The 26,662-nt window shown below is 55.8% G+C and carries 23 protein-coding genes, 1 tRNA gene and 1 pseudogene; 15 read left to right on the top strand and 10 right to left on the bottom strand.

What is annotated here, in order from left to right; translation table 11 throughout:
• Positions 1–2 precede the first annotated feature (2 nt).
• The 4 genes from nosZ to ACS3QZ_RS14255 form a co-directional block, all read right to left on the bottom strand.
• Positions 3–1,913, bottom strand: coding sequence for a TAT-dependent nitrous-oxide reductase (gene nosZ, locus ACS3QZ_RS14270; RefSeq protein ID WP_456038441.1), 1,911 nt, complete (start codon positions 1,911–1,913; stop codon positions 3–5).
• A gap of 13 nt (positions 1,914–1,926) precedes the next feature.
• Positions 1,927–4,092, bottom strand: a complete 2,166-nt coding sequence (locus tag ACS3QZ_RS14265; RefSeq protein WP_456039345.1) for a 4Fe-4S binding protein — start codon at positions 4,090–4,092, stop codon at positions 1,927–1,929.
• Between the two features lie 14 nt (positions 4,093–4,106).
• Positions 4,107–4,592, bottom strand: a complete 486-nt coding sequence (locus ACS3QZ_RS14260) for a DUF2946 family protein (protein WP_456038440.1) — start codon at positions 4,590–4,592, stop codon at positions 4,107–4,109.
• Between the two features lie 320 nt (positions 4,593–4,912).
• On the bottom strand, positions 4,913–5,461 hold the full coding sequence (locus ACS3QZ_RS14255; RefSeq protein WP_456038439.1) for a YMGG-like glycine zipper-containing protein: 549 nt from the start codon (positions 5,459–5,461) through the stop codon (positions 4,913–4,915).
• Between the two features lie 299 nt (positions 5,462–5,760).
• Here ACS3QZ_RS14255 and ACS3QZ_RS14250 point away from each other — a divergent pair, with 299 nt between their 5' ends.
• The 6 genes from ACS3QZ_RS14250 (at position 5,761) to ACS3QZ_RS14225 (ending at position 10,734) form a co-directional block, all read left to right on the top strand.
• Positions 5,761–6,954 (top strand): tyrosine-type recombinase/integrase, encoded by a 1,194-nt coding sequence (locus ACS3QZ_RS14250; RefSeq protein WP_456038438.1) that lies wholly within the window; start codon positions 5,761–5,763, stop codon positions 6,952–6,954.
• Positions 6,951–7,712, top strand: coding sequence for a hypothetical protein (locus tag ACS3QZ_RS14245; protein WP_456038437.1), 762 nt, complete (start codon positions 6,951–6,953; stop codon positions 7,710–7,712). Before ACS3QZ_RS14250 ends, ACS3QZ_RS14245 begins: the two co-directional genes overlap by 4 nt.
• A gap of 65 nt (positions 7,713–7,777) precedes the next feature.
• Entirely contained in the window at positions 7,778–7,978 is a 201-nt protein-coding gene (locus ACS3QZ_RS14240) for a helix-turn-helix transcriptional regulator (RefSeq protein ID WP_456038436.1), read from the top strand.
• Positions 7,979–8,305: 327 nt separating this feature from the next.
• Positions 8,306–8,830 carry a hypothetical protein gene (locus ACS3QZ_RS14235; RefSeq protein ID WP_456038435.1) on the top strand — a complete coding sequence of 175 codons (525 nt, stop codon included), beginning with the start codon at positions 8,306–8,308 and terminating at the stop codon, positions 8,828–8,830.
• An 8-nt stretch (positions 8,831–8,838) separates the two neighbouring features.
• Positions 8,839–9,951 carry a helicase RepA family protein gene (locus tag ACS3QZ_RS14230; protein ID WP_456038433.1) on the top strand — a complete coding sequence of 371 codons (1,113 nt, stop codon included), beginning with the start codon at positions 8,839–8,841 and terminating at the stop codon, positions 9,949–9,951.
• A 438-nt stretch (positions 9,952–10,389) separates the two neighbouring features.
• Positions 10,390–10,734, top strand: a complete 345-nt coding sequence (locus ACS3QZ_RS14225; protein ID WP_456038432.1) for an HGGxSTG domain-containing protein — start codon at positions 10,390–10,392, stop codon at positions 10,732–10,734.
• Positions 10,735–10,915: 181 nt separating this feature from the next.
• Here the strand turns inward: ACS3QZ_RS14225 and ACS3QZ_RS14220 are convergent, their stop codons facing one another.
• Entirely contained in the window at positions 10,916–11,143 is a 228-nt protein-coding gene (locus ACS3QZ_RS14220; RefSeq protein WP_456038431.1) for a hypothetical protein, read from the bottom strand.
• A pseudogene (locus ACS3QZ_RS14215) lies at positions 11,094–11,367 on the bottom strand (DDE-type integrase/transposase/recombinase); the annotation flags it as partial. The pseudogene ACS3QZ_RS14215 and the gene ACS3QZ_RS14220, both read right to left, overlap by 50 nt.
• Between ACS3QZ_RS14215 and ACS3QZ_RS14210 the strand changes: the two are divergent.
• The 7 genes from ACS3QZ_RS14210 to ACS3QZ_RS14180 all read left to right on the top strand — a co-directional run bounded on the left by ACS3QZ_RS14210 (position 11,296) and on the right by ACS3QZ_RS14180 (position 17,066).
• Positions 11,296–11,541 (top strand): hypothetical protein, encoded by a 246-nt coding sequence (locus tag ACS3QZ_RS14210; RefSeq protein WP_456039370.1) that lies wholly within the window; start codon positions 11,296–11,298, stop codon positions 11,539–11,541. The pseudogene ACS3QZ_RS14215 and the gene ACS3QZ_RS14210 overlap by 72 nt on opposite strands.
• 20 nt (positions 11,542–11,561) lie before the next feature.
• Complete coding sequence (locus ACS3QZ_RS14205; RefSeq protein ID WP_456038430.1) at positions 11,562–11,924, top strand: hypothetical protein; 363 nt, start codon at positions 11,562–11,564, stop codon at positions 11,922–11,924.
• A gap of 70 nt (positions 11,925–11,994) precedes the next feature.
• Positions 11,995–13,425, top strand: a complete 1,431-nt coding sequence (locus tag ACS3QZ_RS14200) for a UbiA family prenyltransferase (RefSeq protein WP_456038429.1) — start codon at positions 11,995–11,997, stop codon at positions 13,423–13,425.
• Positions 13,422–13,844, top strand: coding sequence for a GtrA family protein (locus ACS3QZ_RS14195; protein WP_456038428.1), 423 nt, complete (start codon positions 13,422–13,424; stop codon positions 13,842–13,844). The genes ACS3QZ_RS14200 and ACS3QZ_RS14195 overlap by 4 nt, the downstream gene beginning before the upstream one ends.
• Positions 13,841–15,163: an FAD-binding oxidoreductase gene (locus ACS3QZ_RS14190; protein WP_456038427.1), complete on the top strand. Its 1,323-nt coding sequence runs from the start codon at positions 13,841–13,843 to the stop codon at positions 15,161–15,163. Before ACS3QZ_RS14195 ends, ACS3QZ_RS14190 begins: the two co-directional genes overlap by 4 nt.
• Entirely contained in the window at positions 15,160–15,897 is a 738-nt protein-coding gene (locus ACS3QZ_RS14185; protein ID WP_456038426.1) for an SDR family oxidoreductase, read from the top strand. The genes ACS3QZ_RS14190 and ACS3QZ_RS14185 overlap by 4 nt, the downstream gene beginning before the upstream one ends.
• Positions 15,894–17,066, top strand: a complete 1,173-nt coding sequence (locus tag ACS3QZ_RS14180; protein ID WP_456038425.1) for a hypothetical protein — start codon at positions 15,894–15,896, stop codon at positions 17,064–17,066. Before ACS3QZ_RS14185 ends, ACS3QZ_RS14180 begins: the two co-directional genes overlap by 4 nt.
• A gap of 100 nt (positions 17,067–17,166) precedes the next feature.
• Here the strand turns inward: ACS3QZ_RS14180 and ACS3QZ_RS14175 are convergent.
• A protein-coding gene (locus tag ACS3QZ_RS14175; protein ID WP_456037200.1) for an IS5 family transposase occupies positions 17,167–17,924 on the bottom strand; the annotation gives its coding sequence in 2 pieces (ribosomal slippage) (positions 17,167–17,606 and positions 17,606–17,924; 759 coding nt in all).
• A gap of 193 nt (positions 17,925–18,117) precedes the next feature.
• Positions 18,118–19,277 (bottom strand): IS3 family transposase gene (locus ACS3QZ_RS14170; RefSeq protein ID WP_456035993.1). Its coding sequence is split into 2 segments (ribosomal slippage): positions 18,118–19,028 and positions 19,028–19,277, totalling 1,161 coding nucleotides; the frame shifts between segments, so codons are not numbered across the junction.
• Between the two features lie 239 nt (positions 19,278–19,516).
• Between ACS3QZ_RS14170 and ACS3QZ_RS14165 the strand changes: the two genes are divergently transcribed.
• Together ACS3QZ_RS14165 and ACS3QZ_RS14160 are read left to right on the top strand one after the other, a co-directional pair.
• Positions 19,517–19,592 (top strand) — tRNA-Thr (locus tag ACS3QZ_RS14165).
• A gap of 520 nt (positions 19,593–20,112) precedes the next feature.
• A protein-coding gene (locus ACS3QZ_RS14160; RefSeq protein WP_456036452.1) for an IS5 family transposase occupies positions 20,113–20,870 on the top strand; the annotation gives its coding sequence in 2 pieces (ribosomal slippage) (positions 20,113–20,434 and positions 20,434–20,870; 759 coding nt in all).
• 354 nt (positions 20,871–21,224) lie between these two features.
• On the opposite strand, the gene ACS3QZ_RS14155 is transcribed toward ACS3QZ_RS14160, so the two are convergent.
• Positions 21,225–24,638, bottom strand: coding sequence for a translocation/assembly module TamB domain-containing protein (locus ACS3QZ_RS14155; RefSeq protein WP_456038424.1), 3,414 nt, complete (start codon positions 24,636–24,638; stop codon positions 21,225–21,227).
• Positions 24,638–26,446 (bottom strand): autotransporter assembly complex protein TamA, encoded by a 1,809-nt coding sequence (locus ACS3QZ_RS14150; RefSeq protein ID WP_456038423.1) that lies wholly within the window; start codon positions 26,444–26,446, stop codon positions 24,638–24,640. The genes ACS3QZ_RS14155 and ACS3QZ_RS14150 overlap by 1 nt, the downstream gene beginning before the upstream one ends.
• Between the last annotated feature and the right edge of the window lie 216 nt (positions 26,447–26,662).

Raw genomic sequence — 26,662 nt, 5'->3', positions numbered from 1 at the left:
GTTTATGCTCCGCGAGGCTCAACAAACATCCGGCCGCGCATTTCCATGTGCAGCGCGTGGCAGAACCACTGGCAATAGTACCAGTGAACGCCCGGACGTTCAGCAACGAAGGTAACAGACGCAGTCGCCTGCGGCCCAATCTCCATCGCGACACCAAAGTTCGCCATGCAGAAGCCATGGGTCAGGTCGTCGATGTCATCCAGGTTGGTGACGATCACAGTGACCTCGTCGCCCTGTTTGACGGTAAAGCTCTCCAGCGAGAAGCTCGGCGCCTGGCTCGACATGTAGACGCGGACCTTGTTGCCGTCGCGAATGATCGTGTCCTGATAGTCATCAAGATCCACACCATCGGCCTCGGCCTGTGCCCGTGCATCGGCCCACATCGGGTCATTCCGCTGCCAGGTGTCGGCAGGGTTGACCTTGGAGCGGTGAACGATGATCGAGTCGTGCGGCTCGGCAAAGGTCGGGCCGTCATGGACCACCTTCATCTTGTCGCCCGAAATGTCGATCAGCTGTTCGTTCTCCGGCTTGAGCGGACCCACGTTCAGGAAGCGGTCTTTCGAGAACTTGTTCATCGAAATCAGCCACTTGCCATCGGCTTCGGCGGTTTCGCCCATCGAGGTCGAGTTGTGACCCGGCTGATACTGCACGTCGACCTTGTCCATGATCGGATCAACGTCGGCACCTGCATAAGCTTCGATGGCTTTGCCGATGTTCCACTTCACGACCTGAGAGTCGAGGAACAGCGTGGTATAGGCGTTGCCCTTGTTGTCGAACGCGGTGTGAAGCGGGCCAAGACCCAGCTGCGGTTCTGCAACCACTGCCGAGCGCGGATCGGCGCCACCAAAGACGTCGGGCAGCTTGGTTACGTCGATCACCGAAACGGTGGGCGACAGCTTGCCGTTGATCATGATGTGCTTCTTGTCCGGAGCCGCGTTCACGCCGTGCGGCGAGTTCGGGATCGGGATGTACTTGGTCACGTTCAGGTCCGAACCCTTGCGACCGTCGACAACCTTGACGCCTTTCAGCTCCTGGTAGTTGCCAGCAGCAACAGCGGCTTCAATCGCCTTGAGGTCGAAGACAACAACGTGGTCCTGCTCGGATTCGGTCATCTCGGCCAGGTTCATACCCATTTCCGAGTTGTACGAGGTCGAGAAGGCATAGTTGCCCTGATAGTCACAGTCGGTGTTGTCGAGGTTGCCCGACACGATCACCTGCCATGCGACTTCCATCGTGTCACCGTCGATGGCGGTGAAGATGTTGACGTATTCCTCGGGCTTGTCGAGGATCGAGCCGTCATTGACCAGCGGCGCTTCGTGCTCACCATTGGCGAACACATAGCCAGTGCGCGGATATTTCTGCGGACGCAGGCCGTGGATGTCATGCGCGTTCGGGATCTCGATGATCTTGTCGCATTTCATCACGTCGCAACGCACGCGTGCCACGCGGGTGTTGGCCTTGTCGTTCATGAACAGGAAGCGACCGTCATAGGTGCCATCGGTGAACGACATGTGGGGGTGGTGAAGGTCGCCGTTGTCATAGGTGACCTTGCCGTTTGCCGCGAGGAACTCTTTGGTTTCCGGCAGCAGGTTCTCGGTCAGAACCTTGAGCGACTCGTTGGTCTGACCCCAGCCGGTGGCCGAGCAGCGGTTGAACACCGGCACACGCATCAGTTCGCGCATGGACGGAACGCCCAGGATCCGCAGTTCGCCGGTCTGACCGGACGACCAGAAGCCATAGTATTCGTCAAGCTCACCGGGCTCGAGCGCAAACTTGCCCCCGGCAGCTTTGGCCTGGGTGGCGCTACCCAGAAGTCCGGTGCCGGCGCCGGCGGCCAGAACAGCCCCCGTAGCAGTGGCACCCAGCATACCCCGACGGGTCATGCTCAGGCCTTTTTTTACCTCTTCAGTCATGGTTTTCCCTCCTTCAAGAAGCGGTCTTAGTTTTGGCATTAGGGTGATTGGCTGGCGGAGACTTTTTCGGAATCTTGATCTCCGCCGACCCGGTCTTCTCCCGCCGCTTGAGCTGGCGGATGACGACCGGACATTTCTCTTTGGACTGGTACAGAACCTGGCAATGCAGACAGTCCACACATTCGTTCGGATTGATTTCCCCGGTGGGATGGATCGCCTGAACCGGGCATTCATTGGCACAGGTCTGGCACGGGCTGCCGCATTCCTTGTAGCGACGCAGCCAGTCGAACATCCGGATCCGCGCCGGGATCGCCAGCGCCCCGCCCAGCGGGCAAAGGTAGCGGCAATAGAAGCGCTCGATGAACAGGCCGGCCAGAAGCAGGATCACGGCAAAGACGACAAACGGCCACTCGCGCACGAATTTGAGGATGATCGCCGTCTTGAACGGTTCCACCTCGGCATATTGCTCGGCCAGCGGGATCGACACCATCGACAGGCCAAACAGGCCAAGGAAGATCATGTATTTCAGCGGCCACAGGCGTTCATGCAGGCCCCAGGGCAGGGTCCATTGTGGCACTTTGAGCGCGCGCGCGGCCTTGTTGAGCAGTTCCTGAAGCGCACCAAAGGGGCAAAGCCAGCCGCAATAGGCACCCCGTCCCCAGAACAGCAGGGCGGCGGCAATTGCGAACCACTGGATGAACACCAGCGGGTCCATCAGGAACGCATCCCATGTGAACCCCGTGCGGATCGACCCGGCCAGCGCCATCAGGTTCACCACCGAAAGCTGTGCATTGGCATACCAGCCAAGGAAGACCAACGTGACCGACAGATACCCGATGCGGAACCAGTAGAAGACACGCGCATTTGCGGTGGCCTGGAACTGGAAGAAGAACACGCCGGTCAGCACCAGTAGCATCACGCCCAGAACGCCGATCTCAAAGGTCTTGTCCTTCCAGATACGTTTCCAGAGCGCAGACTTGGCGGCGGCTTCCGCGGTGGCATCCTCTACATGGTTGGGGGCCTGCACCGGCAACAGGAAACGTTCCGGCAGCTTGTAGCCCAGATCCCATGTCAGGAAGACGCGGTCCAATGCCCCGACCGAGCGTTGCACCAAAAGCTGCAGGCGGAAGGGTTCTGCCGGATCGAATTCGCTGTCGGCAGGGATCTTGAAAACATCAAGCTCGGTGAAACTCGGCGCGCCCTCTGCGGCCACTTCGCCAAGGCGGCGTTGCTGCTTGTCAAAGAAGCGAACCGAGTTATCGCCCTGGATAAGCTGGATACGGTCAAAGATCCCACCGCGCACATAACCCGATCCCTTGAAGGAATAGGCCCCGCGCCCCAGCACCAGAATCGCGTGCTCGCCCTCGTCGAGCCATTCGACGAGGTTTTTGTATTCCGCGTCACCCAAAAGGCTGCGGCCGATGCTTGGCACGCTGACAAGCGCCATGTTCATGTCAATGAAGGTGTCGCCCGGCTCGCCGGGTTCGGGGCGTTTGATTGCGCGGGCATCGCCGGTTTCCTCAAAGGCGGTGTTGACCTGTCCCACGTCAAGCGTCATCCGCCGCACCGATCCGTCACCGGCCAGCTTTTCCCAGTCCTCAACCGTGTCCTTGGTCATGTCCAGTTCGCGTTTCGGACCCAGCTCGACCGGAGACAATCCGCCAAGCCCAAGCGCGCGCGCGACCTTGATGCCGCCGCGAACAAGGCTGTCGTCGATCACCATGATCGTCACGGTCGCGCCTGAAATGATGTCGAGATCATGCCCTTCGCCACCCGTGGCGGCCTCGACCTTGAGGTCCAGCCCGGCATAGCTCTCGGTCAGCGCAACCATTTTCGAGTTGGGGATACCAATCAGCACGATCGGTTCAGAGTGTTTGACCAGCTTCACGCCGGTCAGTACGGCGTCGGCGTCAATCGCCGCGACCACGTGAATGGGTTTGCCGGAATAGCCGGTCGTGCCCACGAAATCAGACGTCAGAAAAGCCCAGGCGACGGTTTCGCCGTTCTTGAGAACCGGGGCGACCTTCACATCATCACGTACCGGGCCAAAGGCATCGGCGCCGGGGGCAAGCTCTTCGGGGGTAATTTCAGGTAGAAAGCTGGCGAGGCTGTCGGCGCGGGCTTCAGCGGCCACGATCGCACTCAGAATCAGAATAACGGCACTCAACCAGGAAAAAATTGTGCGCTTTGCTCTCACAGCGCATCTCCTTTTTGGGAAAATTGCGCCATGCCAGCGGACCGCGCCCGGTCCATGTCGACTTGGAACACGCGTGGAGGGCCGCGAGTCATGGGGCGTTCAAATGGTTTGGAGGAGGACATCCGGGACCCTGCACCTGTAACAAGGACGCAGAATACAGGCACAGGGCCGGACATTGTTGCAGCCACAGGTTGGGCCGCAGGCGTCGCAACTGTACAGAGAAGACAGTCACGGCATTCGCTATGGCGGGGCGCCTTGGTGTCCGAGTCGGGGTCGAACTCGTCCTCGACCGCAATCCAGACAGCGCCCGCTTCCGCGCAGATCTCGATCCAGCTTGCCCCGTTGGCGGCGGCTGACTGTGCCAGGGATGGCGTGATCAGCTGCAGCATCAGGGCCAGCGCTGCCAGCATCGCGGACATCGGGCGCATGCCGATCCACACGGATCGGGCAGGGCCTTGGTCTGCTGCCTTGCTGGCGGGCATCGGGAACCTCTCGCGTTTCAGGTTGCCCGTTTCTAGAATCGCTGCGCCGCCCGCGACTTGACTTTCGTTAATTCGGATCAGGATTCTGACCCGGTCTCCAATACCGACGCGATACCGACGCGATACCGACGTGATACCGACGCGGTTTTTGGCGTTTCACTTGGTTCCCGGAGATCCGGCTGATTTGGTCGCCCGGCAGTGCGGGTGACTGGCTCATTGGTCAAAAAAAACCCGGCCAGCTTGAGTCCTGACCGGGTTTTCGAGCGAGGCCAGCGAATCTGGCCCAGGTTGGAAGGGTTTAACCTATCCAGGTTGTGCTCTTAGCGACGGTTCTTGCCGGCTTTATTATAGTGGCCGTTGCCATGCGACTTGTTGACCTTGCCGTGGTGGTGGTCGTAGCGGTCTTCGAAGTCGTTTTTCTGTACGACTCCAGCCACGGCGCCAACCGCTGCGCCAACTGCCGCGCCCTGGGCGGCGTCTCCGCCGGTTGCCTCGGCCACGACGGCACCAGCAACCGCACCTTTCACTGCCTTTTCAGCGACATAGTCGGCATGTGCGGTCATGGGGGAAGCCACCATCAGAGCGGCTGTGAGGGTTGCGAGTACGGTGTTTTTGCGTGCGTTTGTCATGGTTCCAACCTTTTTGACTTTGTGTTTGCGTTTGGCGTTCGATGTGTTCGCCTTGGATGATTGATATTTTGAGGAATCGAGCCGTTTTTGATTTGGAATTTGAGACAATTGAGTTGGAAATTGAGACACGTTCAATTTTTCGCCGCCAAAACCGCGTATGATAGTGCTGTCATCTGCCAGCGAGGTACTTGGGGTGCTTGGAAATTGCGTTTCGCTGGCGCTTTCGGGCCGCAACGGCATGTTGAGACATCCCAAGATGCTGGAAAAATCAAGGCGCGATTCTTCTGGTTGCTACACAGGTATTCGGTGCAGGCGAGGAAAATCAGAAATCCGGCGTCCCAGGCTTGTGCGAAAACTACCAGTGCATTTTGAGGGGAAACTGGTGCCGGTGATAGGCACCAACCAATTGTTTTGACGTGTTTCTATCTGTCCGGCCGTGTCCTGTATCCCCCTAAAAATATGAAACAACCTGTCCTGCGGTGTCTTGTTCTGTCCGGGGGTATCCACTAGCTTAGGGTGGATATTAAGGTGGATACAAAATGCGAGCGACCAACCGACTTTCGGCCTCTTTCGTGAAATCAGCCCCAGTTGGAAAGCACTGCGATGGAGCTGGGCTTTGGTTGATAAAGCGCAGAGACGGGGGATCTCAGTGGGTTCTGCGGGTGACCATTCATGGCCGCCGACGCGAAATGGGCCTCGGTGGCTATCCAACACTCTCGCTTGCCAGTGCCCGCGATATGGCTGCCCGCTGGCGCTCGGTCGCAGCGAGTGGCCGTGACCCAGTGAAAGAACGCGAGGCCGAAGCACGGGCCGCGCGGCGTGAAGATATATCACTTTCAGTTCTCACAGCCGACGCCTTCGAAGCTCGCAAAGCTGAATTGAAGGACGACGGCAAGGCGGGCCGCTGGCTTTCACCCCTCGAAAGACATGTACTACCCAAGCTCGGTAAAGTCCCGATAACGGACATTGACCAGCGCGATATTCGCGACACCCTGGCTCCAATTTGGCATACTAAAGCCGACACGGCCCGCAAGGCGTTGAACAGGATCAGCATCGTGCTTCGCCATGCAGCGGCTTTAGGCTTGGATGTTGACCTTCAAGCAACGGAGAAAGCCAAAGCGCTATTGGGAAAGTCCCGGCATGAACCCAAGCATATCCCGGCGATGGCGTGGGGCGATGTGCCAGCCTTTTACACCAGCCTTGAAGAGCCCACACTCGCGCACCTCGCGATGAGGCTTCTAATCCTAACAGGTGTTCGTTCAAAACCCCTGCGTTTATTGAAGCTTGACCAAATCGATGGAGATATTTGGACCATTCCTGGAGAAGCCATGAAGGGCCGCAAGGGGGCAACGAATGACTTTCGAGTGCCACTGTCTCAGGAAGCGTTGCGCGTTGTGGAGCTTGCCTTGCCGCATTCCAGAAACGGATTCCTGTTCCCAAACACAAGGCAAGGAGTGATTTCTGATATGACTCTTTCGCGCATGATGGAACGGCGACAACTTGAAGCCCGCCCGCACGGGTTTCGGAGCAGTCTCCGCGATTGGCTGGCCGAGGCAGCCGACGCGCCACATGAAGTTGCGGAGGCAGTGCTTGGGCATGTCACCGATTCCGGCGTCGTACGAGCTTACCGGCGTACGGACTTTCTCGAGCAGCGCAGAGTCCTGCTTGAACGTTGGGCGGACTTCTTATCTGGGGGTAAAGGCCATGTCCTAAAACTGGCAACCAATCAATGACCAAGCGGAACGACAACGCTTCGGAAGCGACCGTAAAGCCTACTTCTGATTTGAATGAATGGGGTATCCCAAATTGGTGCGACGCCAAAACGTATGGCAACACTGAAGACTGGACGTTGTATCGGTGGAGGTGGGAATTTTTTAGGCGCAGATCCGATCTACGAGAGTTCTTCGATCAGTGGGCTGCCGATACCCACCAGAAAAAAATGGCTTGCAATATTGGGTTAGGCCCATGTGACGCAGGCTTTCTTGCCTTTGGACCTGCGGCTTTACAGCGGAAAGCTTCAAAGGAGTTCGACTATCTCGGTATCCCTAACCCACGTATTGGCTCGCAACCTGCTGGGGCGATCTTGCCTCGCAGCCGGCTTCTCAAGCGATCGCGCTTGATCAATGGCGCAAAACGACATGCACCAGTTAGGGGAATACTGGATGTAACTCATGAGCTTTCAGCCTCACAGTTTTCACAGTGGCTTGAACCACATGAGGTGACGATCAAGTTTGACTTAAACAAACCGCTTCAGGGTCAGATTGAAGAAGCACACGAACTAGTTAGGAGCCACCAAAAACGGCTTCATGGAAAACTGGTTGTAAAACGCCAGCATAGAAAAAAATGGTTGGGGTACCTGCGTACATTGGATGCATGCGAGGCTCGTGCCTCTTGGGCAAAAATCGCTGCTTTGCATCCCGCAACTGCGCAATCAGAGCAATCAGCTCGCGATATTTGGGAGCAAGCGAAGGCCTTGTGTTTTGATTTCTGATTTCTCTTCGCAATCCCTCGGCTAGGCGCATTTTGTCACTTTTGCACCATCCCAAACAGCACTGGATGGTGAGAATGAAATACCTGAACTTTTCCGAACTTCGCGCAAAGTTAGGCGGACGCTCGCGCTCTGCAATTTACCTTGATCTTGAAGCAAACCGGCTGCCACCGCCTATCAAACTGGGGGGACGGCTATATTGGCCCGAAGAAGAGATCGACGCACACCTTCGCAACCTACGTAATGTGGCGAGTGCACGACATGACTAACACTACCCCATTGCCCAAATGCGATGGGCGGCCAGTGGCGCAGCTATTGCGGCGGCGATCCATGACCAGTTTACTATCCCGAAAGCGTCAATCGGCGGAAAGCCATACCACCGACAACTGCCAAAGTCAGTCGGTTCCGGCTCTCGGGCGAGAAAGCCAACAGCAAAATCCCCAATTTCTTGTGGGCGGTGGAGCCGGTGCCGTAATGCTTTGGCCCAGTGCCAAAAACGTTCGGATGGATTCGCGAAAAGGCATTTACTTCGTTCACCGTCGCTACCGAGGAAAGTCCGAAGTTTTCGAGATTTTGAACGCGCGCGAGGTGGCGGGATGATCCGGGAAAAGACTGAAAACGAAAACCCCGGCGCGATGTGCGTCGCGGCCGGGGTTGGGGATGAACTGCAAAACGCTCACAGAACAGATCCCGAGAAACATATCACTCCAGGGCCAATTGTCAAAAAATCTGGGTGTAGTGGTACGAGTAATTCTCAGCGTTTCCCCGCCCCGATCGAAATAGCTTCCCGATCCATCGGCTGCGCCCTTTGGATGAATACGCCGAATGCATGGGAAGGGTTGCAAACCATCCTGGCGGCCCGTCTCAGCCCAGCGTGCCTTAGCCTGCTCGCATCCACCATTCTCTGTACCTTGCGGCGGGATGACGCCATCGAGGCGCTGGTGCGGGCGCACGGCGGCGCAGGCGCTCCTATCCCACCCTTGTTCAGCTTTATGGATGAAGCGGTATTCTGGGCTCAAATGGCCGCGCGCGACGAGCTCAAAGCGTATCTTCTGGCCAGCTACAATCATCTGCCGGAACAGGATCAAGCGGCTTTTCTGGACTTTGTACAGAAGGGGTAAGCAGCGTGATGAGTAATTTTTCAGAAATGGCAGGTCGGCCTGTGTCGCACCCCGATGAGTTTCCACAAGAGAAAGTGCATGGGCGGCGGGCGCGTGAAATCAAACGTCGCCTCGTGGACCTCTCGGCAATCGATGCGGTGTTGACCGACAACTACTTGCTCAAAGGCTGGCTGGATCGGAGTTGCCTTTCGATGCTCTACGGCCCTTCCAACGCGGGCAAAACCTTCGTGGCCCTGGAGATTGCCATGCACATCGCGGCTGGCAAACCGTGGCGCGGCCTGCGGATCAACGGCGGGCCGGTTCTCTACATCGCTGCTGAGGGCGGCGCGGGTATCCTCAACCGCATTGCCGCGATCAAACGAGACCGCCCCGATATGGCTGATGCACAGTTCTACTTGTTGCCCTTGGTGTTGGACTTGCACGGCCAGCGGGATGCCCGGACCGTGTGCGCAGCCATGCCTTGCAAAAAGCCCGCGCTGGTAGTGATCGACACCTTGGCCCGATCCATGGGTGCGGGTGATGAAAACACAGCCAAGGACGCGGCCCAATTTGTGCGCAATTGCGATCTGATCCGCGAGGCGACCGGCGCGCATGTCATGGTGATCCACCACACCGGAAAAGATGAGGAACGGGGCGCTCGTGGTTCCTCAGCCCTCAGGGCGGCAGTTGATAACGAAATTCAGGTGACGGCTGAGTGGGAGATCAAATCCCGCAAACAGCGTGACCAAGAGCCGCCTGACCCGCTGCATTTCAACCTGCGGTCTGTGACGCTCGGAATCGATGAAGACGGTGATCCCGTCACATCTGCGGTGGTCGATATGGCCGAGCCGCCCAAGCCTGAGCGCAAGCCCCTGAGCGGCAAAAATGAGGTGGCGATGCAGGCGCTTTACGACGCCTTGTGCGACCACGGGGAGACCCGCACGGGCAACCTGTATCCGCCCAACCGCAGGGTAGTTCATGTGGATAAGTGGCGTGAAGCCTGTGATCTGCACGGCCTCACCTCAGGTACCAGCGAGAGTGCAGGACGCCAAGCCTTCAAGCGCGCCAAGGATAAGCTGATGGACCTGAACGAGGTGCGTCAACATGGCGACCATGTGTGGCGGGTGCAGGATGATGACTAACCTCCACCGTGACAATCGTGACAAGCCGTCACCGTGCGTGACACGTGCGGGCCAGAATGACCGTGACGAACGTGACACCCCTTTAGGAGGTGTCACGATTGTCACGCTGGCGACGGCATGGCTTTAAATGGTCCCAATGCCCCGGTTTGCGGAGGGGGGTGGGTCGCGGAGTGGGACTATTCTGTTCTGTTTCCCGGTAACTTTTGGGAGGGCTGCTGATGGCTAGGGCATCGAAAGACGCGAAGGCGGCGCTGCGCTTTTCCTACCAAGCTGGTGGTCTCTGGGGAACTGCTGGCTGGCAAGAGGACGAAGCTGGAGACATATCAGAAAGAGATTGTGCGCGGGGCCGTTGCCAATGGCATCGAGGCTAAAGCGCATAGAGGCCTCTCGCGCATCATGGGGTTCGTCGACTCTGCCGACAAAAGTTAAGGTTTTCTGATGGGCAGACAAACCAAACTCATGAAAATAATGCAGGCCCGATTCAAATCGAAACCGATTGATTTTGATGCACTTAGATCTCTTTGGCGGCCTTGCCCAGCCGAGCAACACAAGCACCCGAACTATCGAAAATCCTGCTCGCAATGTTTGGGGAAAACTTGCAAGCGGATGATCGAATTGGGTCTGAATGATGACGGCGTTCCGCTACCCAAAAACGACCGCCCCACATGCGGCGCGAAAACGCGCTCCGGCGGCCAATGCCAAGCACGCGTGGTGCCAGGGATGCGGCGTTGTCGACTTCACGGCGGCTTGAGCACAGGGCCGAAAGGAAAGCAAACGCAGTGAACGAACTCTGAATTTGCCAGGTTGAACTCCAGGCGCTGTAGAGCCCGCAGCAAGCCATTCTCGGTTGGCAATAGCCGCTACCGGCACCAAGACCGGCAGGACGCGCGTTGAGTGACTTCCGTTTGCAAAAGTCGTCACGAACCGTTTTCCTTGAGAGCGATAAATTGGCTGCCACTTTGTATCATTTGGGACTGCTACGCCCTCCGGTTTTCTGCTGCACATCGGAGAAGACGAAATGCACATGGGGATTTCTCAGGTCGTTTCCGTGTTTATCATTAACGGTAGCAACATATCCGGCGATCCCATGACTCAGGCGCACCGCCTCGGCGATCGTCGCGCCTTGGCCTTGCAACACCTCAAACCTCACCTTCGTGATCGACAGCCCGCCAAAGGTAGTGCCGTTCGCCATTGATCTTCACGAACATCTCATCCAGATGCCACCGCCACTGGCTCGACTTCATACTAGAAGTGCGCCGCTTTCGGATTTCAGAAGCGAACATCGGACCAAATTGATGCCACCAGTAACGAACCGCTTCGTGGCTGACGTCGACACCCCTGCTCATGCAGAAGATCCTCCACAATGCGAAGCGAAAGAGGGAAACGGACTTACAGCGCTACAGCCAAGCGGATGATTTCCGGGCTCGTTTTGAAATAGCGAAACGGCGATCTTCTGGTCCTGACGCGACGCTACAAAACCGCCCTACCCGCCTCAAGCCGGTTTTCTTTGACAGCACCATGACAGAACCTTTCTATGCCACAGCCTTTACAGAACGACTGGCAGGCTATGCTCAAATAGTCTATTTATGAAAGCAAAACGGGATTTCAGCATGACATTGTCAGCTCAACAGCGCTTCTTTGAACATATTGTCCAAGCCCCCCATGCAGCGCGGGGCTTTCTTGAAACGGATTATGAACACTTCCGCCCGCGCAACGACGTGGAAGTAAGGTTTTCACATACAGTAACATCCGACATGCGCTTGCGGTCTCACTGCCTGTCGCGTGATGAGAAAGAGGAGAAGCAGATTTTGGCACATTGGCATGGCGCGGCAGTGTCTGTGCACTGCCAGCTGTTGCCGGAAGAACTGATGTGTCTGGTTTTTTTTGGGGGGGGGGAGGAGAGCCAGCCTCCACCACAGAACCCCAAAAGTCTGAAATCTGGCTGGGCGAAAGTTTCTGGCGCCATCGCGTAACTGGTTTTTTCGTACGATGGAAGCAGCGTGAATAAAGCTCGTTCAAAGCTAACAACTGGCTAACAGTATGATGAGTGACGGCGTGAATACAGTGTTGGTGGTGGACTTGGACGGAACGCTGCTCAAGTCCGACATGTTGCATGAAAGTTTTTGGAGCGCATTTGGCAAAAACTGGCGCAGCCCCTTTTTGTCGGCCTCAGCGCTTGCGCGGGGTAAGGCAGCACTGAAGAGCTATCTACAGTCACAGGCGGATATAGACGCCACCTCCTTGCCTTACGACGAAGCCGTTGTCGCCTATGTGCGTGACTATCGTGCTCGGGGTGGGCGTACGGCACTGGTAACAGCTTCTAATCAGATTATTGCCAATCATATAGCCGAACATTTGCAAATATTTGACGAGGTGCATGGCTCTGGTGATGAGCAAAACCTGAAAGGCGCCAATAAAGCAGCATTTTTAGTCGAGCGTTTTGGGCACGAGGCGTTTCAATACATGGGAGATGCTCCTGCTGATTTGCCCGTTTGGGAAGCATCACAAAAAGTAGTCACAGTCGACGCTTCTCCATTATTGCGCCAAAAAGCCGAAGGCTTGGGCAAGCCCATTGAACATTTGGGGACGACGGCAAGGTCGGTACGTCCCTATGTAAAGGCACTTCGCCCGCATCAGTGGCTGAAAAACATACTGGTCTTCCTGCCCATGCTGGCTGGACATCAGTTGGATGCCGTGACTTTCATCAGTTCCTTGCTAGCCTTCGCTGCGTTCAGCCTCGTTGCATCCAGCGTCTATGTTCTGAATGATTTGCTGGACTTGAACGCTGACAGAGCGCACCCCCGCAAGCGACTACGCCCTTTTGCCTCAGGCGCAGTCCCTATCGCACATGGTGGCTTTTTGACGTTAGCATCTTTATTGTCAGGTGTTTTGATTTCAGCGTTTCTTGGATGGCAGTTCCTGCTGACACTAGGCGCATACTTTGTCCTCACAACGTCATATTCATTGCGATTTAAGCGTCAAATCATCCTAGACATCTGTGTTTTAGCAGGGCTCTACACAATGCGGATTGTTGCAGGCGGTGTGGCAACGGGGATTGAACTGTCCGTTTGGCTCTTCGCTTTCTCCACCTTCTTCTTCTTATCACTTGCTGCCGTGAAACGCCAAGCCGAGCTAGTGGATATGGCTGAGCGAGGAACGCTTACAGCCAAAGGGCGCGGCTATCATGTGGAAGATCTGCCCATCATAAGTATGGTTGGGTTGGCCGCTGGGTATATTTCCGTGCTGGTTATGGCGCTATATGTGAACTCGCCAGCAGTTATGGAGCTCTACGCCACACCGGAAACGTTGTGGGGCATTTGCTGCGTGTTGCTTTATTGGCTGACACGCATGGTGTTGATTACCCATCGAGGGGCAATGCATGATGACCCAGTTGTATTTGCTGCAAAGGATCGTGTGAGCCAAATCTGTTTTGTGGCGATGCTGTCTTTTGCAGCTGCAGGTGCGTTTCTATGACAGTGCCCACGTTGGTTCTCCGCTATACCTTCTTCGCTGTTTTAGCGACGCTTGCTAACCTTGCAGCACAGCGTACGGTGCTGTGGTTTGGCGACAGCGGTTCTCTGTTTGCTATAGCTGTGGGAACAGGTACCGCAGTGGGACTGCTACTAAAATATTTTTTAGATAAACGCTGGATATTTGAAGACTTGAGCTCCGGCGCGAAAGCGCACAGCAAGAAGTTCTCACTTTACACAGCCATGGGTGTCGTCACGACAGCGATCTTTTGGGGCACTGAGACTGCGTTCTGGCTTGTGTGGCAAACAGATCAGATGCGTGAGCTGGGCGCTGTGATTGGACTGAGCATCGGCTATGTCGTCAAGTACCGGTTGGACCGACGCTTTGTGTTCAGTGATGCACGCTTGGGACAGCTGACATGAAGTTGGCTGGCTGGGGCAGATATCCGTGTATTGACGCAACGGTGAGCACCCCGCGCACAGTGGAGGCACTTCAAGCACTGGCTCAGCAAGGCAACGCGATTGCACGTGGTAATGGAAGAGCCTACGGCGACAGTGCTGTCAGCGCAGAAAACACTATCCACATGAAGCATTTCAACCGAATGCTGGCGTTTGACGCGGAGCACGGACGGTTGATTGCAGAAGCAGGTGTGCTGCTGGCAGATGTAATTGATGCGTTCTTGCCGCGAGGTTGGTTCCCTGCTGTTACACCAGGTACAAAGTTCGTCACACTGGGTGGAATGATTGCGGCGGATGTACATGGAAAGAACCATCATAAAGACGGCAGCTTTGGCAACTACGTTGACTGGATAGATGTGCTCACTGCTGACGGTGCTATTCGGCGCTGCTCGAAAGCAGAAAATACAAAGCTGTTTGAATGGACGATTGGCGGGATGGGGCTGACAGGCATTATCCTTCGTGCGGCAGTACGCTTGCGTCCCGTCGGTTCGGCTTGGATTGAACAGCGCACATTGGTGGCAGACAATATACAGCACGCTATCGAAATGTTTGAGCAGTCGCATGACGCAACATATTCGGTTGCTTGGATAGATTGTCTGCAAACAGGCTCGGCGCTAGGGCGCTCGTTGGTAATGCTAGGTGAACACGCTGAAGCAACCGCAGCGCCGTTGCAGTATCGCAAGACACCGTTGCATATACCGCCAAAGCGTAAACTGAGAATACCTGCAGAGTTTCCAAGCTGGGCGTTGAACAGCCATAGTGTCCGAATGTTCAATGCTCTCTACTATTGGAATGGCAAGCGAAAGTCAGAGAGGCAGCTTGTTGATTGGGACAGCTACTTCTACCCGCTCGATGCAATACTGGGCTGGAACAAAATCTACGGACGGCGTGGCTTTGCGCAGTTTCAATGCGTCATCCCACTTGAACATGCCGAACAAGGTCTGAGCGAGTCGCTCGGTGCTATCGCAAAGGCTGGCGCGGGTTCCTTTTTGGCGGTTCTCAAGCGGCTTGGAGCACAAGAAACCCGGTTCTCATTCCCAATGGAGGGCTATACGCTGGCGTTGGACTTTCCAATAAATGCAAAAAATCTCGCACTGATGAACAAGCTGGACAGTATCACTCTGCAATATGGTGGGCGCCTTTATCTCGCTAAAGACAGCCGGATGTCGTGTGAAGTGTTCGAGCAATCTGAGCACCGTGCTGATGACTACAGGCAATATCGTCAGCAGGCTGGAGTACTGGAAGCTTACAGTTCGGCTCAATCGGAAAGGTTGAGGTTATGAGCAAAGGCAAAGCGCTGATCCTCGGTGCGCGAAGTGACATTGCAATGGCGATAGCGCATCGTTTTGCGAAGGCTGGCTACAACATTCAGCTGGCAGCGCGGAATGCAGACAGTTTAGACGCTAATAAATCTGACATTGAGCTGCGATATCAGGTTGCTGTGTCTGTGCATGAGTTTGATGCGCTGGATATCGCATCGCATGACAGTTTCGTGGATGGATTGCCCGAACTGCCCGCTGTGGCAGTTTGTGCTGTCGGTTTTATGGGTGATCAAGCAGACAATGAACGCGATGTGCAGGCTTCAGCCAAAGTAATGCGCAGCAACTATGAAGGACCCGCCAGCATTCTAGCTGTGCTTGCCAATCGGTTCGAGCAACGCGGTTCAGGCTGCATAGTAGGCATTAGCTCTGTGGCTGGCGAACGAGGTAGAGCAACCAACTACGTCTATGGCTCAGCAAAGGCCGGGTTCTCGGCGTTCTTATCTGGCCTGCGCAACAGATTAGCAAAAAAGGGCGTACATGTTGTCACCGTGTTGCCCGGCTTCGTCGCCACAAAGATGACAGCGGGCATGGACTTACCTCGAAGGCTTACAGCGCAGCCCGAAGAAGTGGCGGGTTCTGTGTTGAACGCCGTGCAAAAGAAACAAGACATCATCTACGTGAAGCCCGTATGGCAGTTCATCATGATGTTAATACAGAAAATCCCAGAGCGGATTTTCAAAGGAATGAGAATATGAAGTCTTCAGTTCAAGGTCGTGGCACGCGGACGCTAGAGATACTCTCTGTTTTTGTTTTACTCTCCTCACTTTCCTACTTATTTTTAAGGTTGATACATGACGTGAGGCATGGTGGAAATCCGTGGAAACAGGGGGATTGGCTAATAAACTCTCAAGCTGGTACTGTGCGCCGCTCATTAACGGGAGACTTCACATTTTTAGTATCAGATTTGTTGCACACCAATCCACTTATCGTCTTGTCCACAATACAGGCGCTCTTATTGGTTTCACTCTTCTATTTCTTTGCAAAGCTCGGGCGGTTTGTGCCGTCAGCACTTTTGTTTGTGCTTGTGTGCTCTCCTGCCTTTTTTCCGCTTTTTTGGGCTTCAGACCCACAAGGTAGCCTACGAAAGGAGTTGATTGTATTCGTTTCAGTTGTCGTTTTAACATTATCGCTCAAAGCAGGGTCTCGCGCTGGACTGTGGGGCTCCATATTTCTGTACGTTGTTGCTGTTTTTAGCCATGAGGCGCTAACTGCTTTCATGCCATTGGTTTTGTATCTGATACCCATCTACGGGCGGAGCACTTTCTCAACTTATGAGATTTGGATTTCTTGTGCTGTTGTTGTGCTGGCCTCTATGGCCGCTATCACTTTTGTTATGCTATTTTCCTCTGGTCCAGGGGCGCAGGCTGTATGCGGTGTCCTTATAGATTATAACTTGCCCGAGCAACTCTGCAACGGTGCTGTAAAGTGGCTCGATAGAGGAGTTTCACATGGTTATTCAAGAGTTTTGAATATGGCGGATGGGTTCGCCATATTAAAGTTCTTGGCGGTTTATGTTTTTTGCTTTTCGGGAATATTCGCTGTTACAGCAACGAGAGAAAACTTGCCTTTTCTGCTTGCCGCCTTCGTCGCGACTGGAGTTTCCTTTTTTCCGTTGTATTTTATTGCTGTTGACTGGGGTAGGTGGCTGAGCTTTCACTTCTTCTCATTCACTATTTTGATAATGGCTAACTATATTTTCAAATCTGATAGCCCAGTAAGGGCAAACTCAGCGACCGCAAGCTTTACCGTTGGAATATTCTTACTTGTTTTAGGAACTCCGGCACATACCCTTGGGTTTCTGCCCGGGGGGGCTGTGGCACGTTTTTTTGGGGAAATTACTGTCTTTCTTACTTATTTTATTTAAAGATGTGTATTCTGTGATGTGAGCAGGCTCTGTTGGGGGAGACGAAGTTCGTACGAGCGGCCTCATCTGACTGGTCCAGTTTGGTTATTAGGGTCAGGACTCATAGCCAGAAAATGACGAGTGCCGCCAGCGCGATGGCTGACAGGAATACCTTTGGGGATCTGTCGTAACGGGTCGCGACCCGCCGCCAATCCTTGAGCCTGCCGAACATGATTTCTATGCGGTTGCGCCGTTTGTAGCGGCGCTTGTCGTACTTCACCGTTTTCTTCCGCTGTTTTCGACCGGGGATGCAGGCGCGTATCCCTTTGTCTTTCAAAGCTTCTCTGAACCAATCGGCGTCGTAACCACGATCTCCGAGCAGCCAATCTACTTTTGGCAGGCTGCCAACGAGAACCCGTGCGCCGGTGTAATCACTGACCTGACCGGCTGTCACAAAGAGGTTCAGAGGACGTCCTTGGCTGTCGCAAATGGCGTGCAGCTTTGTGTTCATGCCGCCCTTGGTGCGCCCAATCAGACGCCCACGCCCCCCTTTTTCACACCCAGACTGGACGCCGTGCGATGAGCCTTCAGATAGGTGGCGTCGATCATGACCGTTTTCTCTTCACCATGATCAGCAGCCAAACCAATCAGCATCTCGGCGAAGATGCCCTTGTCGCTCCAACGCTTCCAGCGATTGTAGAGTGTCTTGTGCGGGCCGTATTCCTTGGGAGCATCACGCCATCGTAACCCGTTGCGATTGATGAAGATAATGCCGCTCAGCACCCGGCGATCATCCACACGAGGTTTGCCATGGGACTTGGGGAAGAAGGGCTCAAGGCGCGCCATCTGCGCGTCGCTCAACCAGAAAAGATCAGACATGTTTACCGCTCGTTTTTCGAGTCGTGAATCATGCCGCCAACCGGAAATCAATGGGTCCTGACCCTAGTGCATTGTTGACCTCTGATCCATGGGGATGAGGTGCCCCTAGTTTCCTAGACACCTGCCTTGAACAGTTTGTGCTGCCTGCTTTCAAAGTCAACGGGCTCTGACCTGCCCCCCGATGGTCCCTCATTCAAAACGAGAGTCTGCGGGTCTGGTTTTCATATTCTTCGGTTTCGGTTTGGGCAAGCGCGCCGGGCGCGGAGCCCTCATTTGGCTCAAGCGCCCGGCGCGCTTCCGCGGGTGTTTGATTGCCGAGCGATGAGTGCGGCCTGACGTTGTTGTAGTCGTAGCGCCAGAGGGCCAGAATTCGCCGTGCATCTTCCAAGCTGTCGAACATCTCCTCGTTCAGCAACTCGTCCCGGAGGCTGCCGTTGAAGGACTCGATGAAGGCGTTCTGCTGGGGCTTGCCCGGATCGATGTAATGCCAATCGACGCCGTTGTTGTTCGCCCATTTCAGGATCGCCCGACTGGTGAACTCGGTGCCGTTGTCACTGACTATGCTGGCGGGCCTACCATAGACCCGGACAAGCGCATCCAGTTCCCGCGCCACACGGGCACCCGAGATGCTGGTATCGGCCATCAGACACAGGTTCTCGCGGCAGCAATCATCGTTCACCGCCAGAATGCGGAACCGTCGCGATGCCCCGAACGTGTCGGACAGGAAGTCCAGAGACCAGCGTTCGCCGGGCCTCAGAGCCTCGGGCATTGGCGTCCGCGATCCCCGCGCCCGTTTGCGACCCCTTCGTCGCCTGACGCCCAGCTTCTCCTCCGTGTAGAGGCGGTACAGCTTCTTGTGGTTCATGATCATCCCCTTGCGCTCCAGCATAACGCCGATCCGCCGATAGCCGAACCGGCGCCGCTGGACTGCGACGGCTTTCATCTCCTCCCTGATCTCAGGATTGTCGGGCGGGCGTTCACGCCTGACAGTTTTGGGATCGACACCAACGAGCCTGCACGCTCGGCGCTGCGAGATGTCATGATCCCGCATCGCCTTGAGCGCTGCATCCCGCCGTTCGGTTGGCGTCGTCAGTTCTTTCCCAGCAAGTCTTTCAGAACGGCATTGTCCAGCATCGTATCTGCCAGAAGGCGCTTGAGCCTGGCGTTCTCGTCTTCCATCGCCCTCAGCTTAGCGACATCCGACACCTCCATGCCGCCATACTTCGATTTGTACTTGTAGAACGTGCCCTGGCTGAGACCGTGCTTGCGGCACACCTCCGCTGTCGGCATGCCTGCTTCCTGCTCTTTGATCATCCCAATGATTTGCGCTTCCGTGAAACGGCTCTTTCGCATCTGTTTGCTCCTTCGAAAGGTTGAGCAAACTCTACATCAGAACGAGGGAGAATTTGGGGGGCAGGTCAACCATTATCCTCAAGGATCATTTTATCTAGTTGTCTCAACATGTTGCTTGTAGGGAGATATCAGTGATGTTTAGGCCGTGACACTAGTTTGCTACCCACTGAACAAATGCCATTAGATTTCTATCTATTTTGCTTGCCACGATTGCATGCCAGCAGTAAATACACCGCGTTGCCTCAATAGCTCAGCTGGTAGAGCAGGTCCTTCGTAAGGACAAGGTCGGGGGTTCGAGTCCCTCTTGAGGCACCAAAAAACTCCACTATAAGTTTTCTAAATAACTGATTTCATTGAATTTCCACCAGTTTTCCGCTGCCTCCACCGTAAAAACTGTATCACATTTTGTAGCACATGTGGGCATAACCTCCTGTTACCCAGTTCCTACAGGTCAAATGGTTTGTTGACCCATCACAGCTCTGCAAGTGCGGGTGTCTCGGTGTTTGTTTCGAGCGAATCTGAAAAGTGCAGCTATCAAGGGTTTTGATTTCAGAGCCCTTGCTCCCTGACCGCTACCAACAAAAAAGCCGCCGACCCTTCGTCACCGGCTTTGGTTTCAATACGGAATTGGAGGGGCACTATTGCTTGTTCGCGATGGCTTGAATTCTCGCCATCGTTTCAATTCCGCGTTGACGCTCATTGACCTCCCTCTCCAACCTTTGAAAAATTGGTGTGTACAATTCTCCGTCTGAGCGGTTGTGGATGGCTCTAGGGTCAGGACCCATTGATTTCCGGTTGGCGGCATGATTCACGACTCGAAAAACGAGCGGTAAACATGTCTGATCTTTTCTGGTTGAGCGACGCGCAGATGGCGCGCCTTGAGCCCTTCTTCCCCAAGTCCCATGGCAAACCTCGTGTGGATGATCGCCGGGTGCTGAGCGGCATTATCTTCATCAATCGCAACGGGTTACGATGGCGTGATGCTCCCAAGGAATACGGCCCGCACAAGACACTCTACAATCGCTGGAAGCGTTGGAGCGACAAGGGCATCTTCGCCGAGATGCTGATTGGTTTGGCTGCTGATCATGGTGAAGAGAAAACGGTCATGATCGACGCCACCTATCTGAAGGCTCATCGCACGGCGTCCAGTCTGGGCGTGAAAAAGGGGGGCGTGGGCGTCTGATTGGGCGCACCAAGGGCGGCATGAACACAAAGCTGCACGCCATTTGCGACAGCCAAGGACGTCCTCTGAACCTCTTTGTGACAGCCGGTCAGGTCAGTGATTACACCGGCGCACGGGTTCTCGTTGGCAGCCTGCCAAAAGTAGATTGGCTGCTCGGAGATCGTGGTTACGACGCCGATTGGTTCAGAGAAGCTTTGAAAGACAAAGGGATACGCGCCTGCATCCCCGGTCGAAAACAGCGGAAGAAAACGGTGAAGTACGACAAGCGCCGCTACAAACGGCGCAACCGCATAGAAATCATGTTCGGCAGGCTCAAGGATTGGCGGCGGGTCGCGACCCGTTACGACAGATCCCCAAAGGTATTCCTGTCAGCCATCGCGCTGGCGGCACTCGTCATTTTCTGGCTATGAGTCCTGACCCTAGTGTCTGACCCCATCCCGCGGCCAGATTTGCTACCCGATTGCTACCCGATGAAATTTAAAGCTGAATAAAAGCAACGTGTCACGAAGCGCGCAAAGCATCGCAAAAATGCTATCAACGCCTTGAAATTACGTTATTTTTTACAAGTTCTTAAGATTTCAGAAAAGAGCTGGGCAAAAGGAAAGCTTCACGAAATCTTGGTATAGGTCATTACGAATGACGTGCTCTACCAGCTGAGCTACACCGGCGCCGCGTTGGGGTATAGTTGCATGAAGAATGCGAGGCAAGAGGAAACCGGACCCCTCAAACACAAGTATTATGGAGCCTTCAGTGCGGCTCCGGACTCAATAATCCTTCTGGAAGAAAAGCCCGATTCCGCTGTCGGAATCGGAATCAACACGGCCCTTGACCGTCAGGCTTTCCGTGACATCGAGATTGAGGCTGATCGAACTCTTGCCTTCGCTGTCTACACCCACCTCGGTATAGACGTTTTCGTTGATGTATTTGCCCGCTCGCAAACCGGGAGTACCCGATTCGTCGAAAGTAAGTGCAAGTTCATCCAACCCGGTGTTGCGCCCCAGCCGCGGTCGCCCCGGTCCGTTACCCGAAAGAGAAGCCAGCGCCGCCGCCAACTGCGCCGCCTGCAGCCCCGAGATACTAGAAAGGTCGCGTCCAAAGAGTAGTTGAGACAGCACTTCGTCTTCGGGTAGTTCCGGTTCGGATTCCAGAATGATCTCGGGATCGTCCAGCCGCCCTTCGAGAATAACGCGAACCGTGGCATCAGTCTGCTTCGAGGTGGCCTGAACCCGCATCCAGGGGATCAGATCGCCTTCGAGCCGGATCAGTCCTTCGTCGATGTCAAAGGTTTTGGTCAGGAAGGCCATGCGCCCCCGGATCAGTTCCAGCTGCCCTTGCGTATCAAGGTTGTTGGTTGTTCCGGCAATCGTCATGCCCCCGTCGAAATCCGCATTGAGACCCATCCCGCGCACCGATATGCGCTCGCCAGTCCGTATGCGCAGGTCGAGACTGAAGGGGGCTGAGGCATTGCTTTTGCCGGTCTCTTCCTTGATCAGACCCGCATTTGCGCGCGTGCGCTGTGCACTGGCGGGTTCGCCTACATGCGCAATCTCTGGCACGTCACCGACCCCGGCCAAAGCCGCCGAAGCAATGCGGATATTGGTTTGACCGAGAACCAAATCGCCGGAAATGGTGCCGCCACCCGTCAGGGGGCCAGCGACTTGAACCATTCCGTCAACGACTGTTTCCAACAATTGACCGTCCCGATAGGCAAGATCGCTCACGCGGATTGGCAGGTTCGCATTGAAAGGCGCCGAGAGACCGACAGAGCCGTCAACGGAAATGGTGCCTCCTCCGGAAAACGCTGTCGTTGCCGCAATGCCTGCAGCCCCGTTGGCAAGGGTGATCGTGCTGTTGATATCGTCAAGCGAAGCGCGCAGCGAAGGCAGGGAGAATCGCGCACCGGCCGTGCGAACTGTTCCCGAGACGTTTTCGAGTGCGGGTACCCCTTCCAGGCGCAGTTCATAGGTGGCCAGACCTTGTACCGAATTCGGCGCCAGCTGTCGGTTGGCGATGGCCAGTGGCAATGATCCGGTTAGATCAAACAGGCTGTTATTGCCTTCGATGTCGATCACGCCCGACCCGGTTGCCTGTGTTTCGAACGGACCAGATGCCGTAAGATCAACTTTCCAGCCTGTCTCAAGTTGGCGTGTGTCGGCCTGAATGCGTGCCTGACCAGGCAGGGCGTCCAGAAACGTTTCGAGTTGGCCGACGGTCATATCAATACTGGCATCCATCGGGCCAGAGGCAGGAACGCCGCCGTCGACCGTCGCAACGGTCTCGCCGGGGGCGGTTGCTTTTACGTCAAAACTCCAATCCCCGTTGGTCAGCGTGGCGGTTCCGTCGATTGTGGACGGACCGGACACGCCCTCCAGAACAACTGCCGTGTCCTCAAGCCGGGCCGCAAGGGTCACATTGCCGTTGTTGCTGTCCAGATCACCTTTGACGGTGATATCGAATCCATCCGTGTCGAGCGCGGCGTGGCGCAGGTTCAACCCATCAAAGTCGCGCTTGCCTGAAAAGGCCAGCACGGTTTGGCCTCTGGCCAGCCTGTCAAAACGTGGATCGTTGATCGTGAGATCACGACCGCGTGCGGTGATATCCGCGTCGAATGCACCGGTCAGTGGGGCGAAAGACCCTTCAACGATCGTCAGCAACTCACCCGACAGCGGGCGCGCCGCAAGACCGCTGAATCGGGTGATGTCGGGCGCAAGTATCCGCAAACGGCCATCCACCGAAAGATCATTGCCAAGCCCACCAATCGCCGCCTTACCATCCGCCAAAAGCCCACCCGCGGCCATTTCGAAGTCCGATAGCTGTATGTCCGCGCCCTCTTCCCACAGGACATTTCCCGTGAGTTGGCCACTCGATCCAATCGCCTGATCAAGCGCTGGGTCGGCCAGCTTCAAACTGTCCATGTCCAGCCGCAGAGCCGCGGATACGCGCGTGGGCGTGTTGCGTCGAATCAGGCCGTTTGCGGCAATTGCCGCCCGCCCAAGATTGACCGTGTCGGTGTCAAATCCTTCCACGATGCCAGACAGGGCCCAGCGTTCCCCCTTTGCCGCATCAAACTCGGCTGTCAGATCCGCTCTTTTCAAAAGGGTCCGCGCTCCGGCCACCGGCAACAGCACCGGCTTGCCTGACGGGTCCGCCATTTTCAACGTGACATCAAACTTGTCCGGCAACCCATCCGAAGACAGGCTCACCGCACCTTTGAGCGCCATCGATGCTGTGGTCAGCGAAAGGTTGTCGAGCGTCGTTTCTCCATTGGCATAGAGATGCACTAAAGAGTTGAGAGCGATTTCGGTGCCGAAGAAATCCCGGTATTCTGGGGCGAACAGGGGCGCCATGTCCCCCGAGATATCCGCAAGAATGACCTGCGTCGCCGGGGTTTCCGCGGTTTCGGCCTCTTCCGTAGACAGGATGACCTGCCCGGCCAGCCGTTCTTCGCCAGCGCTGGCAAGGCGAATATCGGCGGTAAAGTCATCAAGGGGACCTTCGCCCTTTATGCTTAGATCAATGGCTGGCGTGCCGGGCAAGCGGATCAGGCTTGCCACGATGCCGTCATCAGCTTCGTTCGCTTCAAGATCAACTCGCAATTGTCCTGTTGCGTTCGAAAAGGCGGCATCAAGGTGAAACTTGCCGCTTGGCCCTTCGATACGCGTCGCTTCGAGAATGGCTTCGCCGTCGCCCTCGAGAAGGACCAGTTTGGTTTCCAGCGACAGGACGGCTTCCTGCCCGAGAACCGGCTCGCCCAGTTCGATACGTCCGGCGCTGAGTTTCTGGATATTGATGCTGACAGGCAGTTCCGGCAAGGAAAACGGCGTAGCCTCTGCGGTAGGCGCCTCCGGGTCCGGTGTTGTTTTTGGAAGCCGGACGAGCACAATACGATCTGCCGAAAGCTCGTTAACGTTGACGTTGCCCCGCAAGACAGCGAGCCGGTTCCAGTTAAGCTTGATCTTGGAGAGCGTGATCCAAAGCCCGTCATCGTCCGAAATCCGGATTTCTTCGATCGTGGCTTCCGAGCTGATAGCGCCGCGCAATCCGACAACTTCAACTGACCGGCCAGCCCCGGACAGTGAGGATTCGAGGAACCTTGTCAGCATTCCCTTATCGTCTTCTTCCTGAGCCAGACCCATGACCGGCAGGAAAAGAAGGTATATCACAACCACCCAGCGCATCAGAACGCGTGCCCTATGCCAATATAGAGTTGCAGCCCGTTCCCGGTACTACCTGAAACAGGGGTCGCGAGGTCGACACGTAGCGGACCGAAGCCGGTGTTGTACCGCACCCCAAGACCCGCACCGGAATGCCAGTTGCCTGCGCCGGAGAAATCTGAAGACTCGCCCACGAAACCCGCGTCGTAGAAGGCGACCGTCGAAATGTGATCCGTGATCTTGACCCGAACCTCGCCGGACAGTGTCAAAAAGGACAGCCCCCCGCTATCGATGCCGTTTACAGTCACGAAATTAGACTGGTAGGGCTGACCCCGCACGGTGTCGCCGCCGCCTGTGTAGAACAGCATGTCCGGCGGCGTGCCCCTGATTGACGGTCCTACAATGGACCCGATTTGCACGCGACCGGCTAGGACGACGCGGTTCTCTTCCATGATGCCGCGATACCCCCGCAAATCGGCCTTGAGATAGAGTCCGCTATCAGCGTCCTTTTGGCCCAGATAGGGCACCACATCTGCCAGAAGATAATAACCACGGGTCGGATTGGCGAAGTTATCCCGCATATCCCAGGTCACTCCGGATGGAATGCCGTAAATCGCAAAGTTGCGATCGCCAAAGTTGTCTTCGACTTCCGAAAACCGGAACCCGAACGCCGCGCGTGTTTCCAGCCGCTCGGAATGGTAGCGCCGGAAACCGACCTGCATACCTGCCTGCCGCAGAAAATACAGCTCTTCGTCTTCCTGCTTGATTTCCGCCCCAATCAGAAGGTCTGTATCCGCGCCCAGTGTTGCCGGGCGCGTGTAAAGGGCGCCAAGCCGCCAGTCCATACCGCTGTTCTGGCCGCCGATATTTTCGACTGAAGCATCGAACCTGAGGCTCTCGGCACCGCCCAACAGGTTCCGGTGCAACCAGAAGGCCGAAAGACCCAAACCATCGCGGCTCTCCAGTTCGGCACCGAACCCGATACGGCGCGGAAGATCGTCGACCAGCGACAATGTCATGTCCAGCGTATCGTTCGGGCCGATATCCTCGGCCTCGCGCAAGTCGACGGATCGGAAAGTTCCGGTACGCCGCAGCCGTGTGGCAACGCGCTTGGCTTTTTTCGGATCAAAAGTTTCCCCGGTGGGCAGATCGGCAATCTTGCGCACCCGCTTTTCCCGGACCTTGCTTTGGCCGGTGTACTCCAGGTTGCCAAAGGCGAGCCGGGGGCCGGGCGCCACTTTCAGATCAACATCGAGCTGTTTTCCGGGGTGATTGGCGGTGATTTTTTGATCCGAGATGTCCGCTTTGGCGTGCCCGACGGCGCGCCAGCCGTCCACGGCGGCCCCGGCTGCGTTCTGGATCACCGACAGGCTTGCCCGTTCTCCCGGGGCGAATTCCTTGGGAAGCTCGGTTTCAGGTGCGATGGGGGCGACACGGGTCTTTCCAAATTTGAAACGGGGGCCCGGATTGATCGCGATGGCAACGTTACGCACATTGGAAATGTTGGCAAATGGCGAAATGGCCGCCGCCTCCTGGCCGTTCACGCGGATTCGGATATCAGGTCCAAAATATCCCTGTTCATAGAGCAGGCTGACCAGCCGTTTATAGTCCGATTGTGCGGCAGCGATGATGTCCTGACCGTCAGTCGTGCCCTCCGTTTTTGCAGCAAAGATCAGCGAAGAGCCCGTGATCCTGTCGCGCAGGTCTTCGTCGTTTCCCGCGACGTTGAGAGAGATTTCAAAAGCAGGTGACTGCGTGGGCAGAAGACAAAGCGCCACGAATGCCGCCCGGGCAAATGAAGCAAACAGGACACCAATCACGCGTTGCCGCATATTCTTCCCCAAGCAGGGCCACAATAGGCCCAAGAGCCAAGTCAAACCGAACTCCTGTCCGGTTTGCGAGCAGACTAACCCAAGGTTTGGTGGCTGACCATAGAAGAGCCGCCATATGAGCGAGTTTCCCGCCATGTATGTCTGGTTCTGTTGAAGTTCTACGAGTCGTTGGTCGCCGTCGATCAAAATCAGAAGAAGTTTTTTGGGAGCCGATCA

Source organism: Shimia sp. W99, from assembly GCF_053851455.3.
Note: the sequence above shows the minus strand (reverse complement) of the source record. Positions and strands in the feature narration are given on the sequence as shown.

Coding starts and splice junctions, on each gene's coding strand:
- nosZ (WP_456038441.1), bottom strand. CDS start 1,913: ATGACTGAAGAGGTAAAAAAAGGCCTGAGCATGACCCGTCGGGGTATG.
- ACS3QZ_RS14260 (WP_456038440.1), bottom strand. CDS start 4,592: ATGCCCGCCAGCAAGGCAGCAGACCAAGGCCCTGCCCGATCCGTGTGG.
- ACS3QZ_RS14255 (WP_456038439.1), bottom strand. CDS start 5,461: ATGCCGTTGCGGCCCGAAAGCGCCAGCGAAACGCAATTTCCAAGCACC.
- ACS3QZ_RS14250 (WP_456038438.1), top strand. CDS start 5,761: ATGCGAGCGACCAACCGACTTTCGGCCTCTTTCGTGAAATCAGCCCCA.
- ACS3QZ_RS14245 (WP_456038437.1), top strand. CDS start 6,951: ATGACCAAGCGGAACGACAACGCTTCGGAAGCGACCGTAAAGCCTACT.
- ACS3QZ_RS14240 (WP_456038436.1), top strand. CDS start 7,778: ATGGTGAGAATGAAATACCTGAACTTTTCCGAACTTCGCGCAAAGTTA.
- ACS3QZ_RS14235 (WP_456038435.1), top strand. CDS start 8,306: ATGATCCGGGAAAAGACTGAAAACGAAAACCCCGGCGCGATGTGCGTC.
- ACS3QZ_RS14230 (WP_456038433.1), top strand. CDS start 8,839: ATGAGTAATTTTTCAGAAATGGCAGGTCGGCCTGTGTCGCACCCCGAT.
- ACS3QZ_RS14225 (WP_456038432.1), top strand. CDS start 10,390: ATGGGCAGACAAACCAAACTCATGAAAATAATGCAGGCCCGATTCAAA.
- ACS3QZ_RS14220 (WP_456038431.1), bottom strand. CDS start 11,143: ATGGCGAACGGCACTACCTTTGGCGGGCTGTCGATCACGAAGGTGAGG.
- ACS3QZ_RS14210 (WP_456039370.1), top strand. CDS start 11,296: ATGCAGAAGATCCTCCACAATGCGAAGCGAAAGAGGGAAACGGACTTA.
- ACS3QZ_RS14205 (WP_456038430.1), top strand. CDS start 11,562: ATGACATTGTCAGCTCAACAGCGCTTCTTTGAACATATTGTCCAAGCC.
- ACS3QZ_RS14200 (WP_456038429.1), top strand. CDS start 11,995: ATGAGTGACGGCGTGAATACAGTGTTGGTGGTGGACTTGGACGGAACG.
- ACS3QZ_RS14195 (WP_456038428.1), top strand. CDS start 13,422: ATGACAGTGCCCACGTTGGTTCTCCGCTATACCTTCTTCGCTGTTTTA.
- ACS3QZ_RS14190 (WP_456038427.1), top strand. CDS start 13,841: ATGAAGTTGGCTGGCTGGGGCAGATATCCGTGTATTGACGCAACGGTG.
- ACS3QZ_RS14185 (WP_456038426.1), top strand. CDS start 15,160: ATGAGCAAAGGCAAAGCGCTGATCCTCGGTGCGCGAAGTGACATTGCA.
- ACS3QZ_RS14180 (WP_456038425.1), top strand. CDS start 15,894: ATGAAGTCTTCAGTTCAAGGTCGTGGCACGCGGACGCTAGAGATACTC.
- ACS3QZ_RS14155 (WP_456038424.1), bottom strand. CDS start 24,638: ATGCGCTGGGTGGTTGTGATATACCTTCTTTTCCTGCCGGTCATGGGT.
- ACS3QZ_RS14150 (WP_456038423.1), bottom strand. CDS start 26,446: ATGCGGCAACGCGTGATTGGTGTCCTGTTTGCTTCATTTGCCCGGGCG.